Origin of the sequence: Shinella sp., assembly GCF_052438155.1 — a bacterium.
Taxonomy (GTDB): domain Bacteria; phylum Pseudomonadota; class Alphaproteobacteria; order Rhizobiales; family Rhizobiaceae; genus Shinella.
Window position 1 is genome coordinate 55,415 of the sequence record NZ_JBQVPI010000005.1, and the last position, 19,659, is coordinate 75,073.

Sequence of the window (19,659 nt, forward strand, 5' to 3'; positions counted from 1 at the left end):
CCACGGGAAACTCGCGCAATGGTTACTTTCTGAAATTGAAATGATGCCTATGGTGGAATTTTAACGAAGAGCTAACGCTGATTGCCGATAGTTCCAGGCACAACGCGCAGGGACAGAGACGGCGGAAATGGCAGCGCAGCAGATCGAAAAAAGCAGCTTTCCGCCCCTGTTCGACGTGGGCGTCATCTGGCGGACGCTCTGGCAGCGCCGGCTGACGGTGCTGGCGAGCGTTGGTGTCGCCGTCCTGCTGGCAATCGCCTATCTCGCGGTGACGAAACCGACCTACACCGCGACGGCATCGATTCTGATCGACCCGCGCGATGCACGTTCCACGCGTTTCGAGAGCGTCCTGCCCGGCATTGGCCCGGATAGTGCGGCCGTTGCAAGCCAGGTTTTCGTGATCGAATCGCGTGACCTGCTGATGGCGGTGTTCGAAAGCGAAGGCCTCGCCGACGACCCGGAATTCACCGATGGCGGCTTGCTGTCGTTCCTCGGCTCGGGCGGAACGGGCAAGGATACGGCCTTCAAGCGGTTCGAGAAACGCGTCTCCGTGGAGCGGGCGGGACTGACCTATGTCATCGAAGTCAGCATGAAATCCGAGTCGGCAGACAAAGCCGCGCGGATCGCCAATGCCATTGTCGACTACTACAAGGCGGGTCTTGCGGGAGACCGCGAAAACGCCAACAGCGATGTCAGCGCCCTTCTCGCCGACCGGGTGGGTTCGCTGCAGAAGAACGTCGCCGAGGCCGAGCGCGCTGCGGGCGATTTCAAGGTGCGGCACGGGCTTCTCGATGCGGCGGCCGGCGGCACCCTGCAATCCCAGATCGACCAGGTGACGGTGCAGGTGATCGCGGCGCGCGCGGGTGCCGATCAGGCAAAGGACAAATACGACCAGGCACTGGCGGCAGGCGCCTCGCCGGCCGGTCTCGCCCGGCTGTCGCAGATCGTCTCCTCCGACGCGATCGACACATTGCGCACGGACTACAACCAGCGCGCGGCCGCACTTGCCAGCGCGGAAACGATCTACCAGTCGCGCCACCCGACGATCCGCCGGCTGCGCTCCGAGCTGGAAAAGACCGCCGGCCTGATGGGCAGCGAGGCCGGCCGGATCAAACAGGAGCTGAACGCGAAATACGACCTCTCCACGCAGACGGTCGCGGCACTGGAGGCCAAGCTCGAGACCTTGCGCGAAACGTCCCGCACTGCCGACGCCGCGCGGGTGGAGCTGCGGCGGCTTGAGGCGACGGCGCAGGCGGCCCGCACCGTGCTCGACGATGTCCTGAAGCGGACGGAGGAAACGTCGCAGATGCGCGGGCTCCAGCTCTCCGAGGCGAAGGTGATCGGTTTCGCCGCCCCGCCGGTGCAGCCCACCTGGCCGACGCCGCTGCTGCTCCTGCCGGTCAGCGCTGCTCTTGGGCTCCTCGTTGGCGCCGGCATAGCCGTGGTGCGCGGCCCGGTCGACAAGGGCGAGCGCGGTTTCGGCCCCGATCCTGACGACGCGGCGATAACGCCTTTGGCCAGCCGCCGCGTCCCGGCGCGGTCCGAGGTCGTCCCGATCAGTCTCGGCCGGTACGAATTGCCGGGATTGGCGAGTGCCGGCGCATCGTCGCGCATCCGCGCCATGCGGCGGCGGTTTCTCCAGCGCGGCGGCGAGGCCTTTTCGCAGGAAACGCTCAAACTCGTCCGGCGCATCCTCGCGCTCTTGACCGAACATGCCCCGCCCTATGTACTGCTCGTTTCCCCGCTGCGAAACGCGCCCGACGCCAAACTGGCCGGCGCGATGATCGGCATCGGCCTGCAGCAGGCCGGCCAGAACGTGCTGGTGGTCGAACTGAGCGGCACGCCGCGCCCCGGCCAGCCGGATGCGGCCCCGGAGCTTGGCGCGGGCGTATTCATCAACGGCGCGAGCGGCCTGCCGACACTCGTTCGCGCGTTCGATGGCGACAAGGGACGCCGAGAGCCTTTCGTTCTCGGCGCGGGCCTTGCGGATGCCGGCGACTATGATTTCGTGCTCCTGCTTGGGCCGTCGCTTGCCGATGCGGATTGGGATGCCGCACTGTTTCCGGATGTCGAGTGCGTGCTCTTCGTGCTCGATGCCGCGGACGACGTGGCGGAAGCGAACGGCCTGCTGCACCAGCGTCTCGGCAATGAGGGCGCGGCACGAAGCGCGACGCTCGTGCTTGACGCCGAGCGCGCTGCGGGCGCGGCAAACGATGCCGTTGTTCGATGGCGCAGGAGCGCGCGGTGAGGCCGGCCGGTGCGGTCTCGCGGCGGAAGGCGCTCGCGCTTGCAGGCGCGGCCGCCCTCGCCACGGCGTTGCCGTCGCGACCGATTCTGGCGCAATCCCGATCTCTTCCGTCCCGTGGCATCAACATACCGGGATGGCTCGACCGGGAAGGTGGATTGGCTCCGGTCGATGGCGTGCTGGACACGCTGTTTCACCATGGATTCAGGACCGTCCGCCTGCCGGTCGATTGCGGCCGTGTGCTTTCCGAAAACGGGGCCGGGTTGCGGGATATCCGGGAGGCCGTTTCGGCGCTCGCCGACCGGGGCTTTTCCGTCCTCGTGGACATGCACCCCGCCGCCGATCTCCATGCGCTCTTTCTTCAAGATGCCGTAGCGGCCGGCGAGCGCGTGCTGCGCGGATGGGAACGCTTGCGCGCCGTCATTGCCGACCTGCCGGCCGACAGGGTCTATGCCGAGCTTTTGAACGAGCCGCCGATGGAAAACACGGCCTGGCTCGCCCTGCGGGATCGCCTTGCGCAAACCGTCCGCAGCGCCTGTCCCGACCATACGCTCATCTGGGGACCCGCACCGGACCAGGGCATCTGGCAGCTCGATGCCACGCCGCCGCTGTCCGATGACAACCAGATCGCCGCGGTGCATTTTTACGCACCCATGGCCTTCACCCACCAATGCCAGAGCTGGGGCACCTCACCGCTTGCACGCATCTCCAGACTGCCGTTTCCGGCCACGCGGGAAACGCCGGCTGTCCACGCGCGCCTTGCAGCCCTTCGTGCGGCCGGCGACGAAGAAGCCGCTGCCCTGGTCGAAGAGCAATTGGCGACACCCTGGACGGACGTCGCCGTCCGCGCCGTGTTCGAGGGGGCCGTGCGCTGGTCTGAACGATCCGGCTGCCCGGTGATGCTCAACGAGTTCGGTGTGCTGGATTTCTGTGTCGATGCGCAAAGCCGCGTGGCCTGGACACGCGCCGTGCGCAAGGCGGCCGAAACGAGTGGCATCGGCTGGGCCTATTGGGAGCTCGACCAGGGTTTCGGCCTCATGGAAAGCCGCCTGGATGCCGGCGGGTTCGATACGGCCATGCTGGATGCGCTGTTCGGCGAGGGGGACTGACATGGCATCCGGAAAGCGGTGGCGCAGATGACGGACGCGGCGCTGACACGGCCATCAGGGAGCGCAACACGATCCGACGCGCTGTTTCATCTCGCCGTCGCCTTCCTCGCCATCGTGGCATCCGTTGCCGCTTTCGCGGTGTGGACGCCGTTCGGCTTTGCCGCGACCTTTGTCCTGATGATCGTCCTCACGGTGTCCCTGCCGGCTGGTATTCCGGTGGTCATCGCCTGCGCCTTCCTGTTCCAGAACCTGGTGGTTGCCTGGTTCACGCCCTTCGTGCCGGACGACACCACGTTCGACGCGCTGCGCGGCGCCAATTTCGTCATCCTGATGACCGCCTTCGGCCTGTTCGCAGCGGCTTCCCTGCAGGCCCGCGTCCGCGTGTTCCTGGAGTTGCGGCCGTGGCTGCAATTCAGCTTCCTGCTCTGCGGCGTGATTGGCGTCTACCTGCTGCTTGGCGCCGTGCGCGGCGGGCCGAAGGACGCCATCATCTATTTCCGCAACACGATCACGCCGGTCGCCTGCTTCCACATCGCCATCCTTGCCGCCAGCCTTTACCGGATCGACCTGCGCGCCTGCATGATCTGCCTTTGCACCGTGGCCGTCGGGTATGGTTATCTCGAGCAGATTTTCCGGATGGATTTTCTCGGCCTGTTCCACGGCGATCTCTATATCCAGCGCGGCCTCAAGGAACAGATCGAGGCAGGCGTCTGGGAGAAGGCGTTGCGGGAGACCGGATTCGTGCTGCGCGGCCTCGAAGACACCATGACGGCGACCTTCTTCAACACGGCCTTCTTCGGTGATGCCTTGCCCCGCATCTTTCGCAACGGCGGGCCGAATTTCCATCCGATCAGCTATGCCTACGCGCTCAGCCTGCTGTCCTCCTGGCTGCTCTTTCGCGGGCGCTGGCTTTTGCCGCTGGCGGCCTTTCCCATCCTTCTCGTCATCGGCTCCAAGGGTGCTGCCTTCCTGCTGATGGTCGCGCTGGCGAGCCGCCTGTTCTATCGCCCATCCCGCGCCAGGCTGACACTGGCGGGTGTCGTCCTGCTTGCCACAACGTGGACGGTGGCGGCCACCGTCTATGGCGCAAGGCATGGCGACTATCACGTACTCGGCCTGATCGCCGGGGTGCGGGAATTTCTCGCCAACCCGCTGGGGCAGGGGCTCGGCATCGGTGGCAATCTATCCAGCACCAGCGTCAACCTTGATTGGGACAGGGCGCAGGGCGAGGGGGCGGCGGCTGTGCCCGTTGAAAGCGCCGTCGGCGTCATGCTCTACCAGATGGGCGTTGGCAGCTTCGTGTTCTTCGGCTTCCTGGCAGCCCTTGCCACGGCGGCCGGCAGGCGGCTGCTGGAAACGGACAATCTCGACTTCCTGTTCGCCTTCGTGGCGATCGTGACGATTTCGGCAAATGCCGTTCTGCAGGAAGAGGCCTTTTTCTCTCCCCTGGCGCTCGGTTTCTGCCTGCTGCTGGTCGGTGTATCGCTTGGCACTCAGATCCGGGAGGAGCACGCGAAGGGCGAAGAGATCAAAAGAATACACAATTTTAAAGAGTGTATGTGAGTATTAAACTCCTATAATTGCAAATTGGAGTCCGCCATGAGCGCGTTGGGTGCCCTACCGGAAGGCCTTACTTGCAGGCCGATTATGCAAGCCGATTGGCAGGCGGTCATCGATTGCCTCGGCCGTGGCTTTCCCGAACGCCCGCGAAAACACTGGGAAGAGGCATTGACCCGCATGGCGCGACGCCGGCCGGTCGGGGATTTTCCGCAGTACGGTTATGTTCTGGACAGCGCCGGCCGCATCGTTGGCGTCATGCTGACGCTTTATTTTCCGGCACTCGGGCAGGGCGATGCCGTGCGTTGCAATCTCTCAAGCTGGGCTGTCGACGAGGATTTTCGTTCCTATGCCCTCAAGCTGGTTATGACGGCGATGCGGCGCAAGGAGGTGACCTATCTCAGCATCACGCCCGCGCCCGTCACGCTGAAGGTAACGGAAGCCCTGCGTTTCAAGCGGTTTGCCGACGGCCAGCTCGCCTTCCTGCCGATGCTCAGCTCCACCGGCAAGCCTGTGCAGGTCGTCGAAGCGCGGACGGACGCGCCGGAACTTGCACTGCTGCCGCAGGATGAGCAGGAGATGCTGCTGCAGCATGCAGCGATGGGGTGCCGCGCGCTCATCTGCATCCGCGACGGGCTGGCCTCTCCCTTCGTTTTCAAGACGCGGCGGGTGCTGAAAGGCCTCGTGCCGTGCAGCCAGGTCATCTATTGCCGTTCCCATGCTGACGTCAGCCAGCATGCCGGCGCGCTTGGCCGTCATCTGTTGCGCAAGGGCCAGTTGATCTGCCTCGTCGATTCCAACGGCCCGGTGACGGGGCTTGTCGGGCGCTACTTTGCCGAGATCGGGCCGAAATATTTCAAGGGCCCGAACCCGCCAACACCCGGCGATCTGGCCTTCACCGAGTTCGTCGTCTTCGGTTCCTGAAGGCGGTCAGACAGCCGATGGCACGTTGTGTCTCGACTGCGCCCCCCAGAGTTGGCGCAGCTTGCCGACGAGGGCCGGGCTCAGCCTGTCGATCCCGTTCAGCACGCGGCGGAGTGCGAAATGGTATTGCCGGCGCAGCCGCCACTCCATCTCCGTTCCGATTGTCAGGCGGCGGCGGAAGTCTGCCATTGCAAGCGCGTAGGCGTCTATCCTCCGCTTTTCGGCATCGTCGTAGAAGGCCGCAAGGTCGGCGGCCGTCATCACATTATGGCCTGTCCATCGGGGAACATAGCTCCCACACAACCGCTCCACATCAGTCAGAAGACGGGCGACACCCGTTCCGGTCGCCGGGCAGGTGGTCTGGAACGCATCGCCGACGAGCACGACGCCGTCCTGCCGATAGTTCTCGGCGACAGCGATGTCGGTAATCCAGCTGTCGACCGGGCCCTCGACCTCGAAGTCGCCGATCGCCCCGGCAAGTCCAGGGAGGGCGGCGCCCAGCGTCTCCTTCGGCCGCTCGCGCAGCGCCCGGACCCAGGAATCGCCGCGGTCGCGATAGACGAAGAGGTTGGCCCGCGTCGCACCGGCGACCGGAAACAGGCTGAGATAGTCGATCCCGTCGGACACCCGCTCGCCATACAAGGTCACCGCCGTATGCCTGAAACCACCGGCACCCGTCGGGCAGAGGTTGAAGCCGAAAGCAACCGACTGGCGTGGCCGGATGATCCGGCGCGATATGCCGAGGTCGCGCCGCAGGGTATCACCCGTTCCCGTTGCGAGAACCAGGAGCCGCGCCGTCACCTCTTCATGGCCGACGATCGCGATACGCTGCCGTCGCGCGCCGGCTTTCACCTCGCGCACCTGGCCCTGGACGAAGCGGACGCCTTGCGGCATCTCGGCGCGGATCGCGTCGACGAGATCGTGGTAGAGGATGCCGAAATGCCGGGCGTGCGTGCGGTCCACCACCTGCCCCCGGCGAATGTTGACGGTCTCGTCGTAGGGGACTGCCCTTGCGGCGATGGCTGCCGAAAGACCGAAGCGTTTAAAGACCTCGATCTCCCCAGGACCGAGCTTTTCACTGCGGAAGGTCCGGGGAAAATTGCGATGGCGGTCGATCAGCGTGACGGCATGGCCGGCGCGTCCCAGGAGATAGGCGGCGAGCGTGCCGGAGAGCCCGCCGCCCACGACGGCGATCTCCGCGCCCGGCTTGGTGTTTTCGGGTTTGGCCGTGTGTTCGCTGCTCATTTGGAGTACCTCAGGATAGCGTAGAGGGCGCGTGGATTGGTCGTCAGGTAGCGCCAGAACAGCCGGCGCGGCTCCATCAGCATGCGCCAGAACCATTCGAAGCCGGCCTGCTGCATCCACAGCGGCGCCCGCGGCACCTTTGCGGTGAGATGGTCGAAGAGCCCGCCGGCGGTCTTGACCACGCCGACATTGCCGAGCCGATCGCCAAAATCGCGCATGAAAATCTGCTCGCGCGGCACGCCAAGCCCGAGCCACAGGATATCCGGTGCCAGCACGTTGATTTCGTCGATCTTCGCCGCGAGCGCCAGGCCGGTGAGGTAGCCGTGACAATGGCCGACAAGGGTGAGTGCGGGATAAAGCTGCCGGACGACCGCAGCGGCCCGCATGTTCTGCGCCTCCGTCGCGCCGAGCAGGTAAAACGTCACGCCCTCCCTTTCCGCAAGCAGCGCAACGTCGTGGAAGAGATCGGTGGTGGCGACGCGCTCTGGCAGCTTTTGCCGGCACAGCCACCGGGAGGCAAAAACCAGCGGCTGGCCATCGGCAAGGATCTGGTCGGCCTCGCGGAACAGGCCGGCAATGGCCCGGTCCGAATTCACCCGGGCGATGACCTCTCCGTTCGCCGAGGTGAAATAGAGCGGGCGGCCGTGGCGGCGGTGCCGGCGCGCCGCGGCAATCATCAGGGCAGCGGCGCGCGCCCGGTCGACCGCGGCGATCGTCAACCCTCCAAGCTGAGCCTGCGGCACGGCCGGAAGCGTGTCCGGCAGGGGCGGTCCGCCCTCCGGTCTAACGCAATTTTCCGGCTGCCAGTCAGGATGCCTGTTCCCAGAAGCCAGTGAAGATGCGGTGTCTCCAGCTGTTTCGGAATATGCCCTGTCGGATTTTGGCTCAACTCTACCAATAAGTGTGTTTGCCGAGTCGGGTTTTCCGTAAAAATTCTTGTCGGTATCTGGCATGATACGTCACCTCCGGTTGAGGTAATGTATTTTATACCACCTATGGAGTTAAGAAGATCGTCAATATCTGGTTAACTGCTAAAATTTTAATAGTATTTTAACGAAGAAGACTTGTTGAGAAGCTGTACGACTGAAGAAGCGTTTAGAGAATTTAATGTATAAATATCAATACATTTTGACGATATGCATTCACCTGTCATGCAGGCTTTGCGGTCTGTTGCGTAGCACGGCGATGCAATTTTTCGTAGAAATACCACCTATGAGGTTGTTTGTTTTGCGCAACCACTACAGGGGGAATTTTGAGGTGAGGAAACAGGGTCCAAGGAAAGGTAGAGCTTCAGAGCGAGGCTTCCATGCAGCCGAAATCTTCCTATAGTTGTGTATTTGCATAGTCAAAATATAGGTGAGATGCACTGCTGGGGCGATCCAGGTTGTGCTGTGCCGTTTGGGCGCAGGGGCGGCCGTGACCTGGCAACCGCGCAAAACAAAACGGCGGCCGAGAAGACACGACCGCCGTCACAGAATTCGATCGACGATGGATCAGGCCTTGCCGACGCCGCCTGAGACCAGGCGTCCCTTGTGGAAGGTGGCATTACGGGCGGAGACGCGGGCGACGGCTTCGGCCGAGCAGCTGGCGCTGGTCAGCGAGAAACCGGCCTCGTCGCCGGCCTTGGGCCAGGCGCGGTTGCCATCCTTGTCGAGCGGCAGGATGCCGCCGGTGGAGATGGCGAGCGAGCGGGACAGGTGGTACTCGTCCGAGCCGCGATAGAGCTGGGCGTAGAGATAGGCCTTTTCCAGCATGTCACCGCTGCCGAAGGGCGACCAGTGGTCGATCACGCTGTCGGTGCCGGTCATGATGAAGACGCCCTTTTCGGTAAGCTTCGGCAGCGGCATCATCAGGCCGCCGATCGGCACGGTGGAGGCGATCGTCATGCCGTTTGCGGCAAGCCGTCCGGCCGTCTCGTCCAATTGCTCAGGCGAGAGCGTCGTCAGCGCGAAGGCGTGGCTGATCGTCACCTTGTCTTTGAGGGCAGGGTTTTTCTCCACCGTGTCGATCATGTAGTTGACCGCCGCGACACCCGCCGGGCTCGTCTCATGCAGGTGGATGTCAACGCCCTTGCCGGTGTCGAGCGCGATCTGGAACATCGCGTCGAGCGACTTTTCCATGGCACTGTCGACATTGGTCGGGTCGAGGCCGCCGACATATTCGACGCCCATCTGCATGGCCTCGCGCATCAGCCCGTCGACCTTGGAATGCAAGAGGCCGTGCTGCGGGAAGGCGACGATCTCGCAAACGAAGTCCTGCCTGTGCTTTTCCAGTGCGATCTTCAGGTGTTCAAGGCTTTTGAGGCCGCTCACCGGGTCGATATTGCAATGGCTGCGGGCAACCGTGCTGCCCTTGGATTGCACGAGGGCGATCAGCCCCTCGGCGCGCTCGACGGAGGTCGGCAGCAGCTTTGGCAGCAGCTTTTCCTCCAGCGCGATCATGTCCATGATCGTCTTGCCCTGGCGCGGCCGCGGCGCCTGCCACGGGCCGCCATAAAACGTCTTGTCGAGATGGATGTGCATGTCGCGCATGGTGGGCAGCGCGAGCTGACCGTTCGCCTGATAGCTCGGCAGGCCGGTGGGCAGGGTAGCGCCGGCCGCATGCAGCGCGGCGATCTTGCCGTCCTTGATTTCCAGCGTGTAGAGCGCCGTGCGCGTGGCGACGATGACATCGCCGTCCTTCTCGAAACCTTCCTCCAGCCGAACGTCGGCGAGCAGGTAGTAGCTGTCCTTCACGGATGTCACCGTGGCATCCTCCTCACAAGCCGTGGTCTGGGCGGCCGCCTCATGGCTCATGCCGGTGAGGCCAGCGACGGCGGCGGCGGTGGTCAATTGGCCGGTGCGGCTCAGAAAGGCCCGGCGGCTCTGCGATACGGCGTGCTGCAACATCGTTTCCTCGTCATGGTGCATGGATCGAATGGCATCATTCTAGGAAACGCGGTCTTCGCATGGCAGCGACATTTGAAAATGCTGGCTATTCGATTTTCCAATGTCACTAGTGTTTGAGACCGCAAAATTCGATGAGCCTTTCGGCAAGGTCGAGCGCCAGCGGCGCGGCACTGTCGCGATAGAACAAGGCGAGCTCGAAATCCTCGATGGGCGGCAGGCGCTCTGCCGCACCAAGCACGCGGTGCCCGGGCAGCCGGCAACCTGCCGGCAGCAGGCTGACGCCGAGCCCGGCGGCAGACGCCGCCGCAAGGGCTGCAAGCCCGCCCCCGCTATAGCCGACGCGCCAGCGGATCCCGAGACCATCGAGCGTCCCGCATAGTTCCTCGCGGTAGAGGCCGTTGACCGGGAAGACGGCGAGCGGCACCGGCGATTGTTCGATGGCAGGGTGTTCCTGGCTGTCGAGCCAGAGCAGCGGTTCCGGCCGCGCGGCGCGCGGCAGGTGCACGCGGCGCTGCTTGATGAGCACGAGATCCAGCTCCTCCTGAAGATATGCGCGGTGCAGGTCCGGGCTGAGCCCGCTGGTCACGTCGAGCCGCAGATGCGGATGCTCGCGCTTGAAGGCGGCGAGCAGATCGACCGTCGGCACGGTAAAATCCTCCGGCATGCCGAGCCGCAGCACGCCGTCGCGCCACGGGCCGGTCAGCGCGTCATGGGCTTCTTCGTTGAGCGCGATGATGCGGCGGGCATAGCTCAACAGCTTGATGCCTTCCTCGGTCAGCCGCACCTCATGCGAGGTGCGCTCGAACAGTGCCTTGCCCAGAAGCTCCTCCAGCCGACGCACCTGCTGGCTGACGGTCGATTGCGACAGCGACACCCGGTCGGCAGCGCGCGTAAAACTCATGGTCTCGCAGACGGCCACGAAGCTGACGAGAAGCTGCGGGCTGAACATGGGATACCGGTTCATTCTCCCACCTCCATCGGTGGCCGGGATCAGGCGCGGCTGCGACGCTGCTCGGCCAGATAGCGCAGCAGCGCCAGGCTTTCCTCCGTGCCGGAGACGAGTTTCGCGGCGATCTTCGCGAAGGCGCGGAATTCATCGGGGTCGAGCCCGGCGAAGATCGCGTCGTTGACGGGGCGCTGGGTTTCGGCAAGCTCGGCAAGCAGGGCGCGGGCCTTGTCCGTCACCTCGACGATGACACGGCGACCGTCTTCCGGGTTGGCGAACTTGTCGACGAGGCCGGCCTTAACGAGTTTCGCCACCTCCAATGTTACGAAGGCGCCGGACTGGTGCAGGTGATCGCTCACCTGGCTGATGCCGACATCGGCATCCTTGGACAGGTGCTCGATGGCGATGAGGATGGAGAAAGCCGGTCCCGAAAGACCGATCACCTCGCCGAGCCGGTTGCGGATCTCAAGCAGCCGGGTGCCGAAGCCCAGCGCATCGTGGATCATCTGGCGGAAGGGCGCGTCGTCGCCATCCTGAAGCAGTTCGGGTCTGCTGATCGTCACTGGCATAAAAGCGTCCTTCAGCTTTGCGAAATACCTAGCTGAAACCGGTATATAGGGTAACCGCTGTCAAAACAAAGGAGGCCGAGCGGGCGTCGAACCCGCTCGATTGGCGCGATCACGCTGCTTCCGATTCACGCGACTGAAGCGTGACGGCGCCGCGTTCTATGAGCAGCGTCTCGTCCGCCACCGATTTCAGCAGGTTCGGGCTGGATTCGGTGATCAGCAGGGTGAGATCGCGCATGGTCTCGCGCAGCCGTGACAGCGTGCGGGCATAGTCGAGCGCCAGCGCCGGGGCGAGGCCTTGGAAGGGCTCGTCGAGCATCAGCAGCTTTTCCGCCACCATCAGCGCCCGGCCGAGCGCCACCATCTTGCCCTGGCCGCCCGAGACGCCATTGCCGGGACGCGCCCGCATGGTGTGCAGTTCGGGCAGCAGCGCATAGACCTTTTCCAGCCGGCTTTTGATTTCGCCCTGCGGCAACTTCAGCGCCTGTCCGGGCAGGGTGATATTGTCCTCGACGGAAAACTCCGGGATCAGCCGGCGGTCCTCCGGCGCATAGCCGATGCCGGCAGGGGCGCGGGCGAAGGCGGGCAGCGGCAACAGCTGCTTGCCATCGAGGGTGACCGAGCCGGATTCGGCCGGCGTGAGGCCCATGATGGCGCGCAGCAGCGTGGTCTTGCCGGCGCCGTTACGGCCGATCAGCACGGTGGTCGCACCGGGTTTCAGCGAAAAGGTGACGTCGCGCAGGATTTTTGCGCCTGCCAATGAGACGTTGAGGGAAGAGACGGTCAGCATCAGGCCACTCCAATCACGTTTTCGATGACGCGGGCATCCTTGAACACGGTTTCCGGCTTGCCTTCCGCCATCACCCGACCCGCCTCCCAGACGACGACGCGGTCCGCATAACGCTCGACGACATCCATGTCGTGCTCGACGAAGAGGGCGGAAACCTTGGCTTGCCGCAGAGCGCCCATCAGCGTTTCCATCAGTGCAAACCGCTCCAGCGCGCTGACGCCGCTGGTCGGCTCGTCGAGCAGCACCAGCCGGGGTTTTAGCGCCAGCGCAATCGCGATATCCACCAGCTTGCGCCGGCCTTCCGGTAGCGTCGAGGCGAGTGTGGGCGCGCAATCGGCAAGGTTGAACATGGCAAGCAGCGCCATGGCCTCGTCGCGGTAGGCAGGCCGGTCGAGTGCCTTGCCGATCTGCCAAAGGCCTTCGCGCGAGGCGATCGCCAGCATCAGGTTGGTGAGCACGGTCTGGTCGAGGAAAAGCTGCGGGATCTGGAAAGCACGCGCGATGCCCTTGCGGGCGATGGTGCGCGGCGGCAGGCGGGTGATCGGCTTGCCGTCGAGATAGACCTCGCCCTCGGATGGCCGGATATAGCCGGTGCACAGGTTGAGGAAGGTCGTCTTGCCGGAACCGTTCGGGCCGATGATGGCGAGGAATTCACCCTCGTCGATATGCAGGTCCACACCATTGGCGGCTTTGACCGCGCCGAAGGTGATGTGCAGGTTCTTTGCTTCGAGAAGCACGGTCATGCGGGATCTCCCTTCTTGGCCGGACGCAGGAAGCCGATCAGGCCCTTGGGCATGAAGAAGATGACGCCAAGAAGGGCGGCGCCGACGATCATGTTCCAGGCATCGGTGACGCCGGCGGCGAGCGTGTGCACCAGTTCGAGGAAGACGGCGCCGACGAAGGGGCCGCCAACACCGCTGATGCCGCCGAGCACGGCGACGAGCACGAGATGGCCGGAATCGGTCCAGTAGGCCATGTCGGGCAGCACATGGCCGATGGTCATGGCGGCAAACGTACCGCCGATGCCGGCGAGCAGCGCCGAGAGCCCATAGGCGACCAGCAGCACGCCGCGCACGGGAATGCCGAGATATTCGAGGCGGATTTCATTGGTGTGCACGGCCGACAACGCCTCGCCGAGCGGGCTCTTGAAATAGGCGTTGACGGCAAGGCCGGCGAGAACCATCGCGGCGATCGATGCATAGAACAGGAAGGTCGCTACGTCCTTGGCGTCGAGCACCATGCCGAGCACGGTCGGGGTACCGACGCGCAGGCCGTCCGTGCCGCCGGTGACGCCATAGAATTTCGAGAGTAGCGAGAACAGCACCATGGAAATGGCCAGGTTCAGCATGGCGAAGAAGATGGCGCGATAGCGCACCACATAGACGCCGATCAGCAGGCCCGCGGCAAGCGAGATGACGGCGGAAATCAGGATCAGGGCGAAGACATCGGTGATGCCAAAATCCCGCATGGCGAAGGCCGTGGCGTAGGCGCCGACCGCGAAGAACATGGCATGGCCGATGGAGATCAGCCCGCCGCGCAGCAGGATCGCGACGCCGAGGGCGGCGAGACCCTTGGCGATGGCGAGCGTCAGCACGAATTCGAGCCAGGGAAAGGCGAAGGTGGCCGCGACGAGGGCAATGATGGCGCCGCCAGCGAGGGGAAGAAGAGGCATGGTCAGATCTTTCTCGTCGTTGCGGAGCCGAACAGGCCGTAAGGACGGACCAGAAGCACGAGCAGCATCACCAGATAGGGCGCGACCGCATCGAGTTCGGGGGCGAAATAGATGGCGAGCACCCGGGCGAGTGCCACGATGACGGCGGCGACCGCCGCCCCCTCGATCTTGCCGAGCCCGCCGATGGCGGCGACTGCGAAGGCAAGCACCATCGTATCGGCGCCGAGCCCCGGCGAAACGCCGGCCTGCGGTACGGTGAGCGCGCCGCCAAGGGCTGCGAGAAACACGCCGAGGCTGAAGGCGATCATGAAGACGCGGTTGGTATTGATGCCCATCGCCTGCGAGATTTCACGATCGGCGACGACGGCGGCGATCAGCTTGCCGATGCGCGTATGGCCGATGAAGAGCTTCAGGCCGACGAACAGTGCGGCGGCAAGCAGGATCAGCACGAGCTGGTAGGTGAGGTAGACCACACCGCCGATCTCGATGGAGCCGAGCAGTTGCACCGGCGTATCCTCGTAGAAGGAATCGACGCCGAAGACGATGCGCTGCAGGTCTTCGAGGATGAGGAACAGGCCGAAGGTGACGAGGATCTGCACCGCCTCCGACTTGCCGTAGGTCCAGCGGATCAGCGTGCGCTCGATCACCGGACCGACAATGACGGCGACCAGCGCGGCACTCAGCACCAGGCTGACGAAGGTCAGCCAGCCGGGGAGGCCTGCACCGACCACCCAGAGACCGAGCGAAGCGGCCGCATAGGCGCCGATCGAATAGAAGCTGCCATGCGCGACGTTGAGCACGCGCAGCACGCTGAAGACGAGGGTGAGGCCGACGGCGACCAGGAAGATGAGCGCCGCATTCGCCAGACCGTCGATGAGAAGAGGGACGATGGTTTCGAACATTTTTTAACCCCGCGCGCACGGCATCCTGTGCGTGCGCTTGATGGAGGGCGCGGGGCAAAACCCCGCGCCGGCTGTGTCGTGCTTACTTGTAGGAACCCGGCTGCGGCAGTTTGGCGGGCAGGTCGGCCGAAAGCGTGCCGATCCAGGCGATCGGGTCTTCGCCGGCCGGCGGCATCAGGTCGGCGCCCTTGTAGCGCACCATGTCGCCGATGACCGGGCCGTCATGGCCGTCGGCCTTGGCGGTGACGCCGATGATCTGGTCGACCACGCCGTCATTGTCCGCGCGGGTCTGCATCGTGCCGGTCAGCGTCTTCACTTCGCTGCCCTTCATGGCGCCAGCCACCTCTTCGCGGCTCGGCCACTTGCCGCCATTGCCGGCCATCGCCTTGTCGTAGGCGGCCTGCACATAGAGGAAGCTGTTGGCCATCTTCATTGCCGGGAAGACCGGCCATTTGCCGTACTTCGCCTTGTAGGCCTCGGCAAATTCCTTGGTTTCCGGATTGGCGGCCGCATCCGGCGACATCCACCAGCCGTCACCCAGTACGCCGACGATCACGCCCTCGGGGATCTGCACGTTCTGCATGGAGGATTCGCCAAGTGCGAGGACCGCCTGGGAGGAGCGGAAGAGACCGCGCGGGCTCGCCTGGCGCACGAAGTTTTCAAGATCGCCACCCCAGAGATTGGAGAAGATCACATCGGGACGGGCGGCCGTCAGGCGCGAAATTTCCGTCTGGTAGGTGCCTGCGCCGAGTTTTGGAAACAGTTCGGCGACGACTTCCACGTCCGGCTTGAACGCCTTGATGGCGGTCGTAAAAATCTTTGCCGCATCATGGCCGAAGGCATAGTCCGGGTTGATGATGGCGATGCGCTTCACATCGGGCTTCACAGCGATGAGATAGGCCGCATAGGCGACGAACTCCGGCACGGTATTGCCGTTCGGCCGGAAGAAATAGGGATGTGCATCCTTGAGGTAGAGCTGGTGCGTGTCGCAGTTCCAGCCGACGGTCGGGATCTTCATCTGGTCGCTGACCGGGGCAAGCGCCATGCAATTGCCGGAGGAAAGCGCTGCGATCATCACCTGGGTTGCGGCATCGCCTGCAAGCTTGCGGTATTCGGCGATCACACCCTCGGTGCCCTGGCCCTCGTCGACATAGGTGGCTGACAGCGGCACCCCGCCGATGCCGCCCTTGGCGTTGATGCGCTCGATCATCAGTTCGGCGGCATCGCGGCCCGGCTTGCCATAGGCGGCGGTGCCGCCCGAGGTGAAGCTGAACACGCCGACGCCAAGCGAAGCCGGCTTTTCCTCAGCCAGCGCCGGGCCGGCGAGCAAGGCGGCGGCCGCGACGGCCGAGCAAAGAATTTTTCGGTAGCTGATCATCTCATTCCCTCTTGTTGGCCCGGGTTGCGCCGGGTTCCGGTTGTTTTCGGCCATGCGGCATCGCCGCCCGGAGCGGTGCTCCGGAGCTGAGTTCGGCGTCGGTTTTCCTCGTCCAGCGCTCTGTTTTTGATGATTGCGTAATCGCATTTCATATGCAAGATAAAACTGCAGTGAAATATCACTGACATTTAATTTTGTAGCAAAGCGATGTTAGCAAGTAGCCGTAACGGCTGTCTAGGGAGTAACTGCGCATGACGACACTCAATCTCACGCTTGAAAGCCGCGACGGCCGCACGCCGGTCACCGTCGATGTTGAAAATCTGGTGATCGCCGGCTGGGCTGGCCGCAACAAGGAGGCGATGGAGCATCACATCCGTGAGCTGGAGGCGCTTGGCATCGCCCGCCCCGCCGCAACGCCGACCTATTACCGCGTCGCCGCCGCGCGGCTGTCCACGGCTGAGGCCATCGAAGACGTCGGCGGGGCCGGCAGCGGCGAGGTGGAGGCCCTCCTGATCGCCAAGGACGGCAAGCTGCATGTCGGCGTCGGTTCCGACCACACCGACCGCAAGGTCGAGGCTTATGGCGTCACCGTCTCCAAGCAGGTCTGCGACAAGCCGGTCGCCACCACCGTATGGCCCTTCGAGGAAGTTGCCGACCATTGGGACGACCTGATCCTGCGCAGCCACGCGGTCATCGACGGCGTGCGCGTGCTCTATCAGGAAGGTCGCCTCTCAGGTCTTCTGGCGCCGGAGAACCTGATCGGTGGCTGGGCGACGGATGGAACGCTCCCCGACGGCACCGCGATGTTCGGTGGCACCATGCCGGCCATCGGTGGCGTGCGTCCGGGTACGCGCTTCGAGGGCGAACTGGAGGATCCGGTTTTGCAACGCAAGATCGTTTTCGGCTATGACGTGAAGACGTTGCCCATCGCGGGTTGATTCCCGGCTGGAGCATTTCCAGCCGAAGCGGCATCGCTTCAGCGTCGGACAATGCGGTAGAAACAAAATCCTGTAGCAACTCCGGTGAGCCGGATTTCACCGGAGTTGCTACAGGCGCCCCGCTTGTCTCGGACCGGCAAGTCGATACTAATCGGCCTGCCGACCCTCACGGGCGGCGAGTGAAGGAAGGCGGACATGACAACGACGACCGATGCGATTGCGGAGACCGATGATGCACCGCTTGCCCCGCGCAGGCGCGGCGACCCCGTCGTTTCCCTGCGTGATACGGCCTATGAGGCCATCAAGCGCCGCATCATCACCTGCGACCTCAAGCCCGGCGAGGTGCTGAGCGAAGGCATGCTGAGCAGCGAACTCAACATCGGCCGCACCCCCGTCCACCAGGCCATCGACCGGCTTGCGGCGGACGGGCTGATCGACGTGCTGCCGCGCAAGGGCATCATGGTGAAGCCCATCAGCCTCAACGAAATCTTCGACATCATCGACGTGCGCCTCGTCAACGAGGCCTTCTGCGTGCGAAAGGTGGCGGAACTGGCCGAGCCCGCCGATCTCGCCCGCCTTTCGGAAAACCTCGACGCCACCTGGCAGGCCGCAAAAGACCGCGCGATCGAGGCCATGATGAACCTCGACCGCGCCTTCCATGCCCTTCTTGCGACAAGCTCGCGCAATTCCATGCTGCCGGACATCATGGGCAACCTGCACGACCGCTCGACACGGCTGTGGTTCATCTCGCTGCGCTCCAACGAGCACCATGTCCGCGTCTGCGAGCAGCATGCGGCGGTGGTGGAAGGCATCCGCAAGCGCGATCCCGATCAGGCGGAAAGGGCGATCCGCGAGCATATCGAGGCGTTCAGGGAAAACATCGTCCGGCAGTTTTGACGTTCGGACGGTTGCCACGGCGTCGCGCGCGAAGCACATGCGTCGTTGCCCCCCTCATCCCCCTGCCGGGACCTTCTCCCCGCTGGGGAGAAGGGGATTTGCCGTGACGCTTCGGTTCGCCTTCCCCTTCGGGGTGCCATCATTTGTGGTGCACGTCGCTGCTTGTTTCCTTCTCCCCAGCGGGGAGAAGGTGGCCCGAAGGGTCGGATGAGGGGGCAGGCAGAGCCCCCGGCGGTTGGATCTTACGTCCGCAGCGCCGCCTCCACCGCCCGCGCATTGGCAAACAGCGCTGCGTCACGCCCGCCCGCAGCGGCCAGCATCAGGCCGACCGGGGCCTCGCCCTCGGCGTGCGCGGGCAATGAGATCGAGCAGCCGTCCAGCATGTTGATCAGCGCGGGGTTGCGCAGCAGCGTCAGGTTGGTCTTCACGAAGAGGTCGTTATCGGCTTCCAGCGCGGCGATGGCCGGGGCGACCATCGGCACGGTCGGCATGGCGAGGACGTCGTAGGCGGAGATCGCCCGGTTCGTTTCCTCGATATAGGCGCGGCGCAGGTGCAGCATGTCGATATAGTCCGCCGCCGTCTGCTCCTTGGCACGCAGGATGCGGGCGCGGACACGTTGGTCGTATTGCTCGCCGTGCTCTTCCAGCAGGTCGCGGTGCCAGGACAACGCTTCAGGGGCCGGGAAGCCGCCCTTGCCGTTGATGCGGCCGACCATCTCGAATTCCCTGAGCGGAATTTCCGTAACGATGGCGCCGGCATCGGCGAGGTGCTTGAGCGCGGCTTCAAAGGTTTTGGCGACATGCGGCTCGATACCGTCGAAGACGACGGATTGCGGCACGGCGATGCGCAGGCCGGCGACGGAGCGCGGGGCTTCGCCATCCAGAGACGTGCCGCTCAGGATTTCATGCAGGCTGGCGCAGCAATCGACGCTGTTGGCCAGCGGGCCGATGGAATCGAGCGTGAAGGAGAGCGGCAAGGCACCTTTGAGCGGAACGGCGCTGGCCGTCGGCTTGTAGCCGACGATGCCGCAGAGCGCTGCCGGGATGCGGCAAGAGCCGCCGGTGTCCGAGCCGATCGCAGCAGCCGCCATGCCATCTGCCACCGAAACGGCAGCACCCGAGGAGGAGCCGCCGGGAATGCGGCCGGTTGCGCGGTCGTAGGGATTGGCCGGCGTGCCGTAATGCGGGTTGATGCCCACGCCGGAAAAGGCGAATTCGGTCATGTTGTTGCGGCCGACGACGATGAAGCCTGCGGCCTTGAGGCGCGCGATGGCGGGCGCATCGGTCTCGGCGGGCGCCGCGTTCGCCAGCACTTTCGAGCCCGCGGGGGTGGGATCGCCAGCTAAGTCGAACAGGTCCTTCACCGCAATCGGAATGCCGGCGAAGCGCGAGGGGGCGAGGCCCGCCTTGCGCAGGTCGTCGGCGGCCTTCGCCGCGGTTCGGGCCTTGTCCGCATGGACCTTGACGAAGGCGCGGGCGCCTTCGCCTGTCTCGTCGGCAATGCGCGCGAGCGATCCTTCGACCAGTTGCGACGACGTGATCTTGCCCATCGCCAGATCGGCCGCAAGTTCGTTCAGTGTTGCGCGCATTGCTTTATCTCCT

General features: G+C 64.4%; 17 protein-coding genes. 6 read left to right on the top strand and 11 right to left on the bottom strand.

Annotation, left to right across the window (positions count from 1 at the left end):
- Nucleotides 1-127 precede the first annotated feature (127 nt).
- From ACT6VE_RS11095 to ACT6VE_RS11110, 4 genes are all read left to right on the top strand, one after another.
- Nucleotides 128-2,248: a GumC family protein gene (locus tag ACT6VE_RS11095; protein WP_444798672.1), complete on the top strand. Its 2,121-nt coding sequence runs from the start codon at nt 128-130 to the stop codon at nt 2,246-2,248.
- The gene (locus tag ACT6VE_RS11100; RefSeq protein ID WP_444798673.1) at nt 2,245-3,354 is read left to right on the top strand and encodes a glycoside hydrolase family 5 protein; all 1,110 of its coding nucleotides are present in this window, start codon (nt 2,245-2,247) and stop codon (nt 3,352-3,354) included. Before ACT6VE_RS11095 ends, ACT6VE_RS11100 begins: the two co-directional genes overlap by 4 nt.
- Nucleotides 3,355-3,381: 27 nt before the next feature.
- Nucleotides 3,382-4,917, top strand: a complete 1,536-nt coding sequence (locus tag ACT6VE_RS11105; protein ID WP_444798674.1) for a hypothetical protein — start codon at nt 3,382-3,384, stop codon at nt 4,915-4,917.
- Between the two features lie 84 nt (nt 4,918-5,001).
- Complete coding sequence (locus ACT6VE_RS11110; RefSeq protein ID WP_444798675.1) at nt 5,002-5,835, top strand: hypothetical protein; 834 nt, start codon at nt 5,002-5,004, stop codon at nt 5,833-5,835.
- A 6-nt stretch (nt 5,836-5,841) separates the two neighbouring features.
- On the opposite strand, the gene ACT6VE_RS11115 is transcribed toward ACT6VE_RS11110, so the two are convergent.
- The 10 genes from ACT6VE_RS11115 to ACT6VE_RS11160 form a co-directional block, all read right to left on the bottom strand.
- Nucleotides 5,842-7,080: an FAD-dependent oxidoreductase gene (locus ACT6VE_RS11115; RefSeq protein WP_444798676.1), complete on the bottom strand. Its 1,239-nt coding sequence runs from the start codon at nt 7,078-7,080 to the stop codon at nt 5,842-5,844.
- Complete coding sequence (locus ACT6VE_RS11120) at nt 7,077-7,799, bottom strand: WecB/TagA/CpsF family glycosyltransferase (RefSeq protein WP_444798677.1); 723 nt, start codon at nt 7,797-7,799, stop codon at nt 7,077-7,079. Before ACT6VE_RS11120 ends, ACT6VE_RS11115 begins: the two co-directional genes overlap by 4 nt.
- Before the next feature lie 774 nt (nt 7,800-8,573).
- Nucleotides 8,574-9,968, bottom strand: a complete 1,395-nt coding sequence (locus ACT6VE_RS11125; RefSeq protein ID WP_444798678.1) for an amidohydrolase family protein — start codon at nt 9,966-9,968, stop codon at nt 8,574-8,576.
- 106 nt (nt 9,969-10,074) lie between these two features.
- Nucleotides 10,075-10,932 (bottom strand): LysR family transcriptional regulator, encoded by an 858-nt coding sequence (locus tag ACT6VE_RS11130; protein WP_444798679.1) that lies wholly within the window; start codon nt 10,930-10,932, stop codon nt 10,075-10,077.
- 26 nt (nt 10,933-10,958) lie between these two features.
- A complete protein-coding gene (locus ACT6VE_RS11135; RefSeq protein WP_444798680.1) occupies nt 10,959-11,483 on the bottom strand; it encodes a MarR family winged helix-turn-helix transcriptional regulator in 525 nt (174 codons plus the stop codon).
- A 109-nt stretch (nt 11,484-11,592) separates the two neighbouring features.
- Entirely contained in the window at nt 11,593-12,270 is a 678-nt protein-coding gene (locus ACT6VE_RS11140; protein ID WP_444798681.1) for an ABC transporter ATP-binding protein, read from the bottom strand.
- Nucleotides 12,270-13,013 carry an ABC transporter ATP-binding protein gene (locus ACT6VE_RS11145; RefSeq protein ID WP_444798682.1) on the bottom strand — a complete coding sequence of 248 codons (744 nt, stop codon included), beginning with the start codon at nt 13,011-13,013 and terminating at the stop codon, nt 12,270-12,272. Before ACT6VE_RS11145 ends, ACT6VE_RS11140 begins: the two co-directional genes overlap by 1 nt.
- Nucleotides 13,010-13,942 (bottom strand): branched-chain amino acid ABC transporter permease, encoded by a 933-nt coding sequence (locus ACT6VE_RS11150; RefSeq protein WP_444798683.1) that lies wholly within the window; start codon nt 13,940-13,942, stop codon nt 13,010-13,012. The genes ACT6VE_RS11145 and ACT6VE_RS11150 overlap by 4 nt, the downstream gene beginning before the upstream one ends.
- 2 nt (nt 13,943-13,944) lie before the next feature.
- A complete protein-coding gene (locus tag ACT6VE_RS11155; RefSeq protein ID WP_444798684.1) occupies nt 13,945-14,844 on the bottom strand; it encodes a branched-chain amino acid ABC transporter permease in 900 nt (299 codons plus the stop codon).
- Between the two features lie 82 nt (nt 14,845-14,926).
- A complete protein-coding gene (locus ACT6VE_RS11160; RefSeq protein ID WP_444798685.1) occupies nt 14,927-16,222 on the bottom strand; it encodes an ABC transporter substrate-binding protein in 1,296 nt (431 codons plus the stop codon).
- Between the two features lie 251 nt (nt 16,223-16,473).
- On the opposite strand from ACT6VE_RS11160, the gene ACT6VE_RS11165 reads away from it, so the two are divergent.
- Both ACT6VE_RS11165 and ACT6VE_RS11170 read left to right on the top strand, forming a co-directional pair.
- Nucleotides 16,474-17,160, top strand: coding sequence for a DUF2848 domain-containing protein (locus ACT6VE_RS11165; protein WP_444798686.1), 687 nt, complete (start codon nt 16,474-16,476; stop codon nt 17,158-17,160).
- A gap of 195 nt (nt 17,161-17,355) precedes the next feature.
- Entirely contained in the window at nt 17,356-18,057 is a 702-nt protein-coding gene (locus ACT6VE_RS11170) for a GntR family transcriptional regulator (protein ID WP_257948056.1), read from the top strand.
- A gap of 242 nt (nt 18,058-18,299) precedes the next feature.
- Here the strand turns inward: ACT6VE_RS11170 and ACT6VE_RS11175 are convergent, their stop codons facing one another.
- A complete protein-coding gene (locus ACT6VE_RS11175) occupies nt 18,300-19,646 on the bottom strand; it encodes an amidase (RefSeq protein WP_444798687.1) in 1,347 nt (448 codons plus the stop codon).
- Nucleotides 19,647-19,659 lie beyond the last annotated feature (13 nt).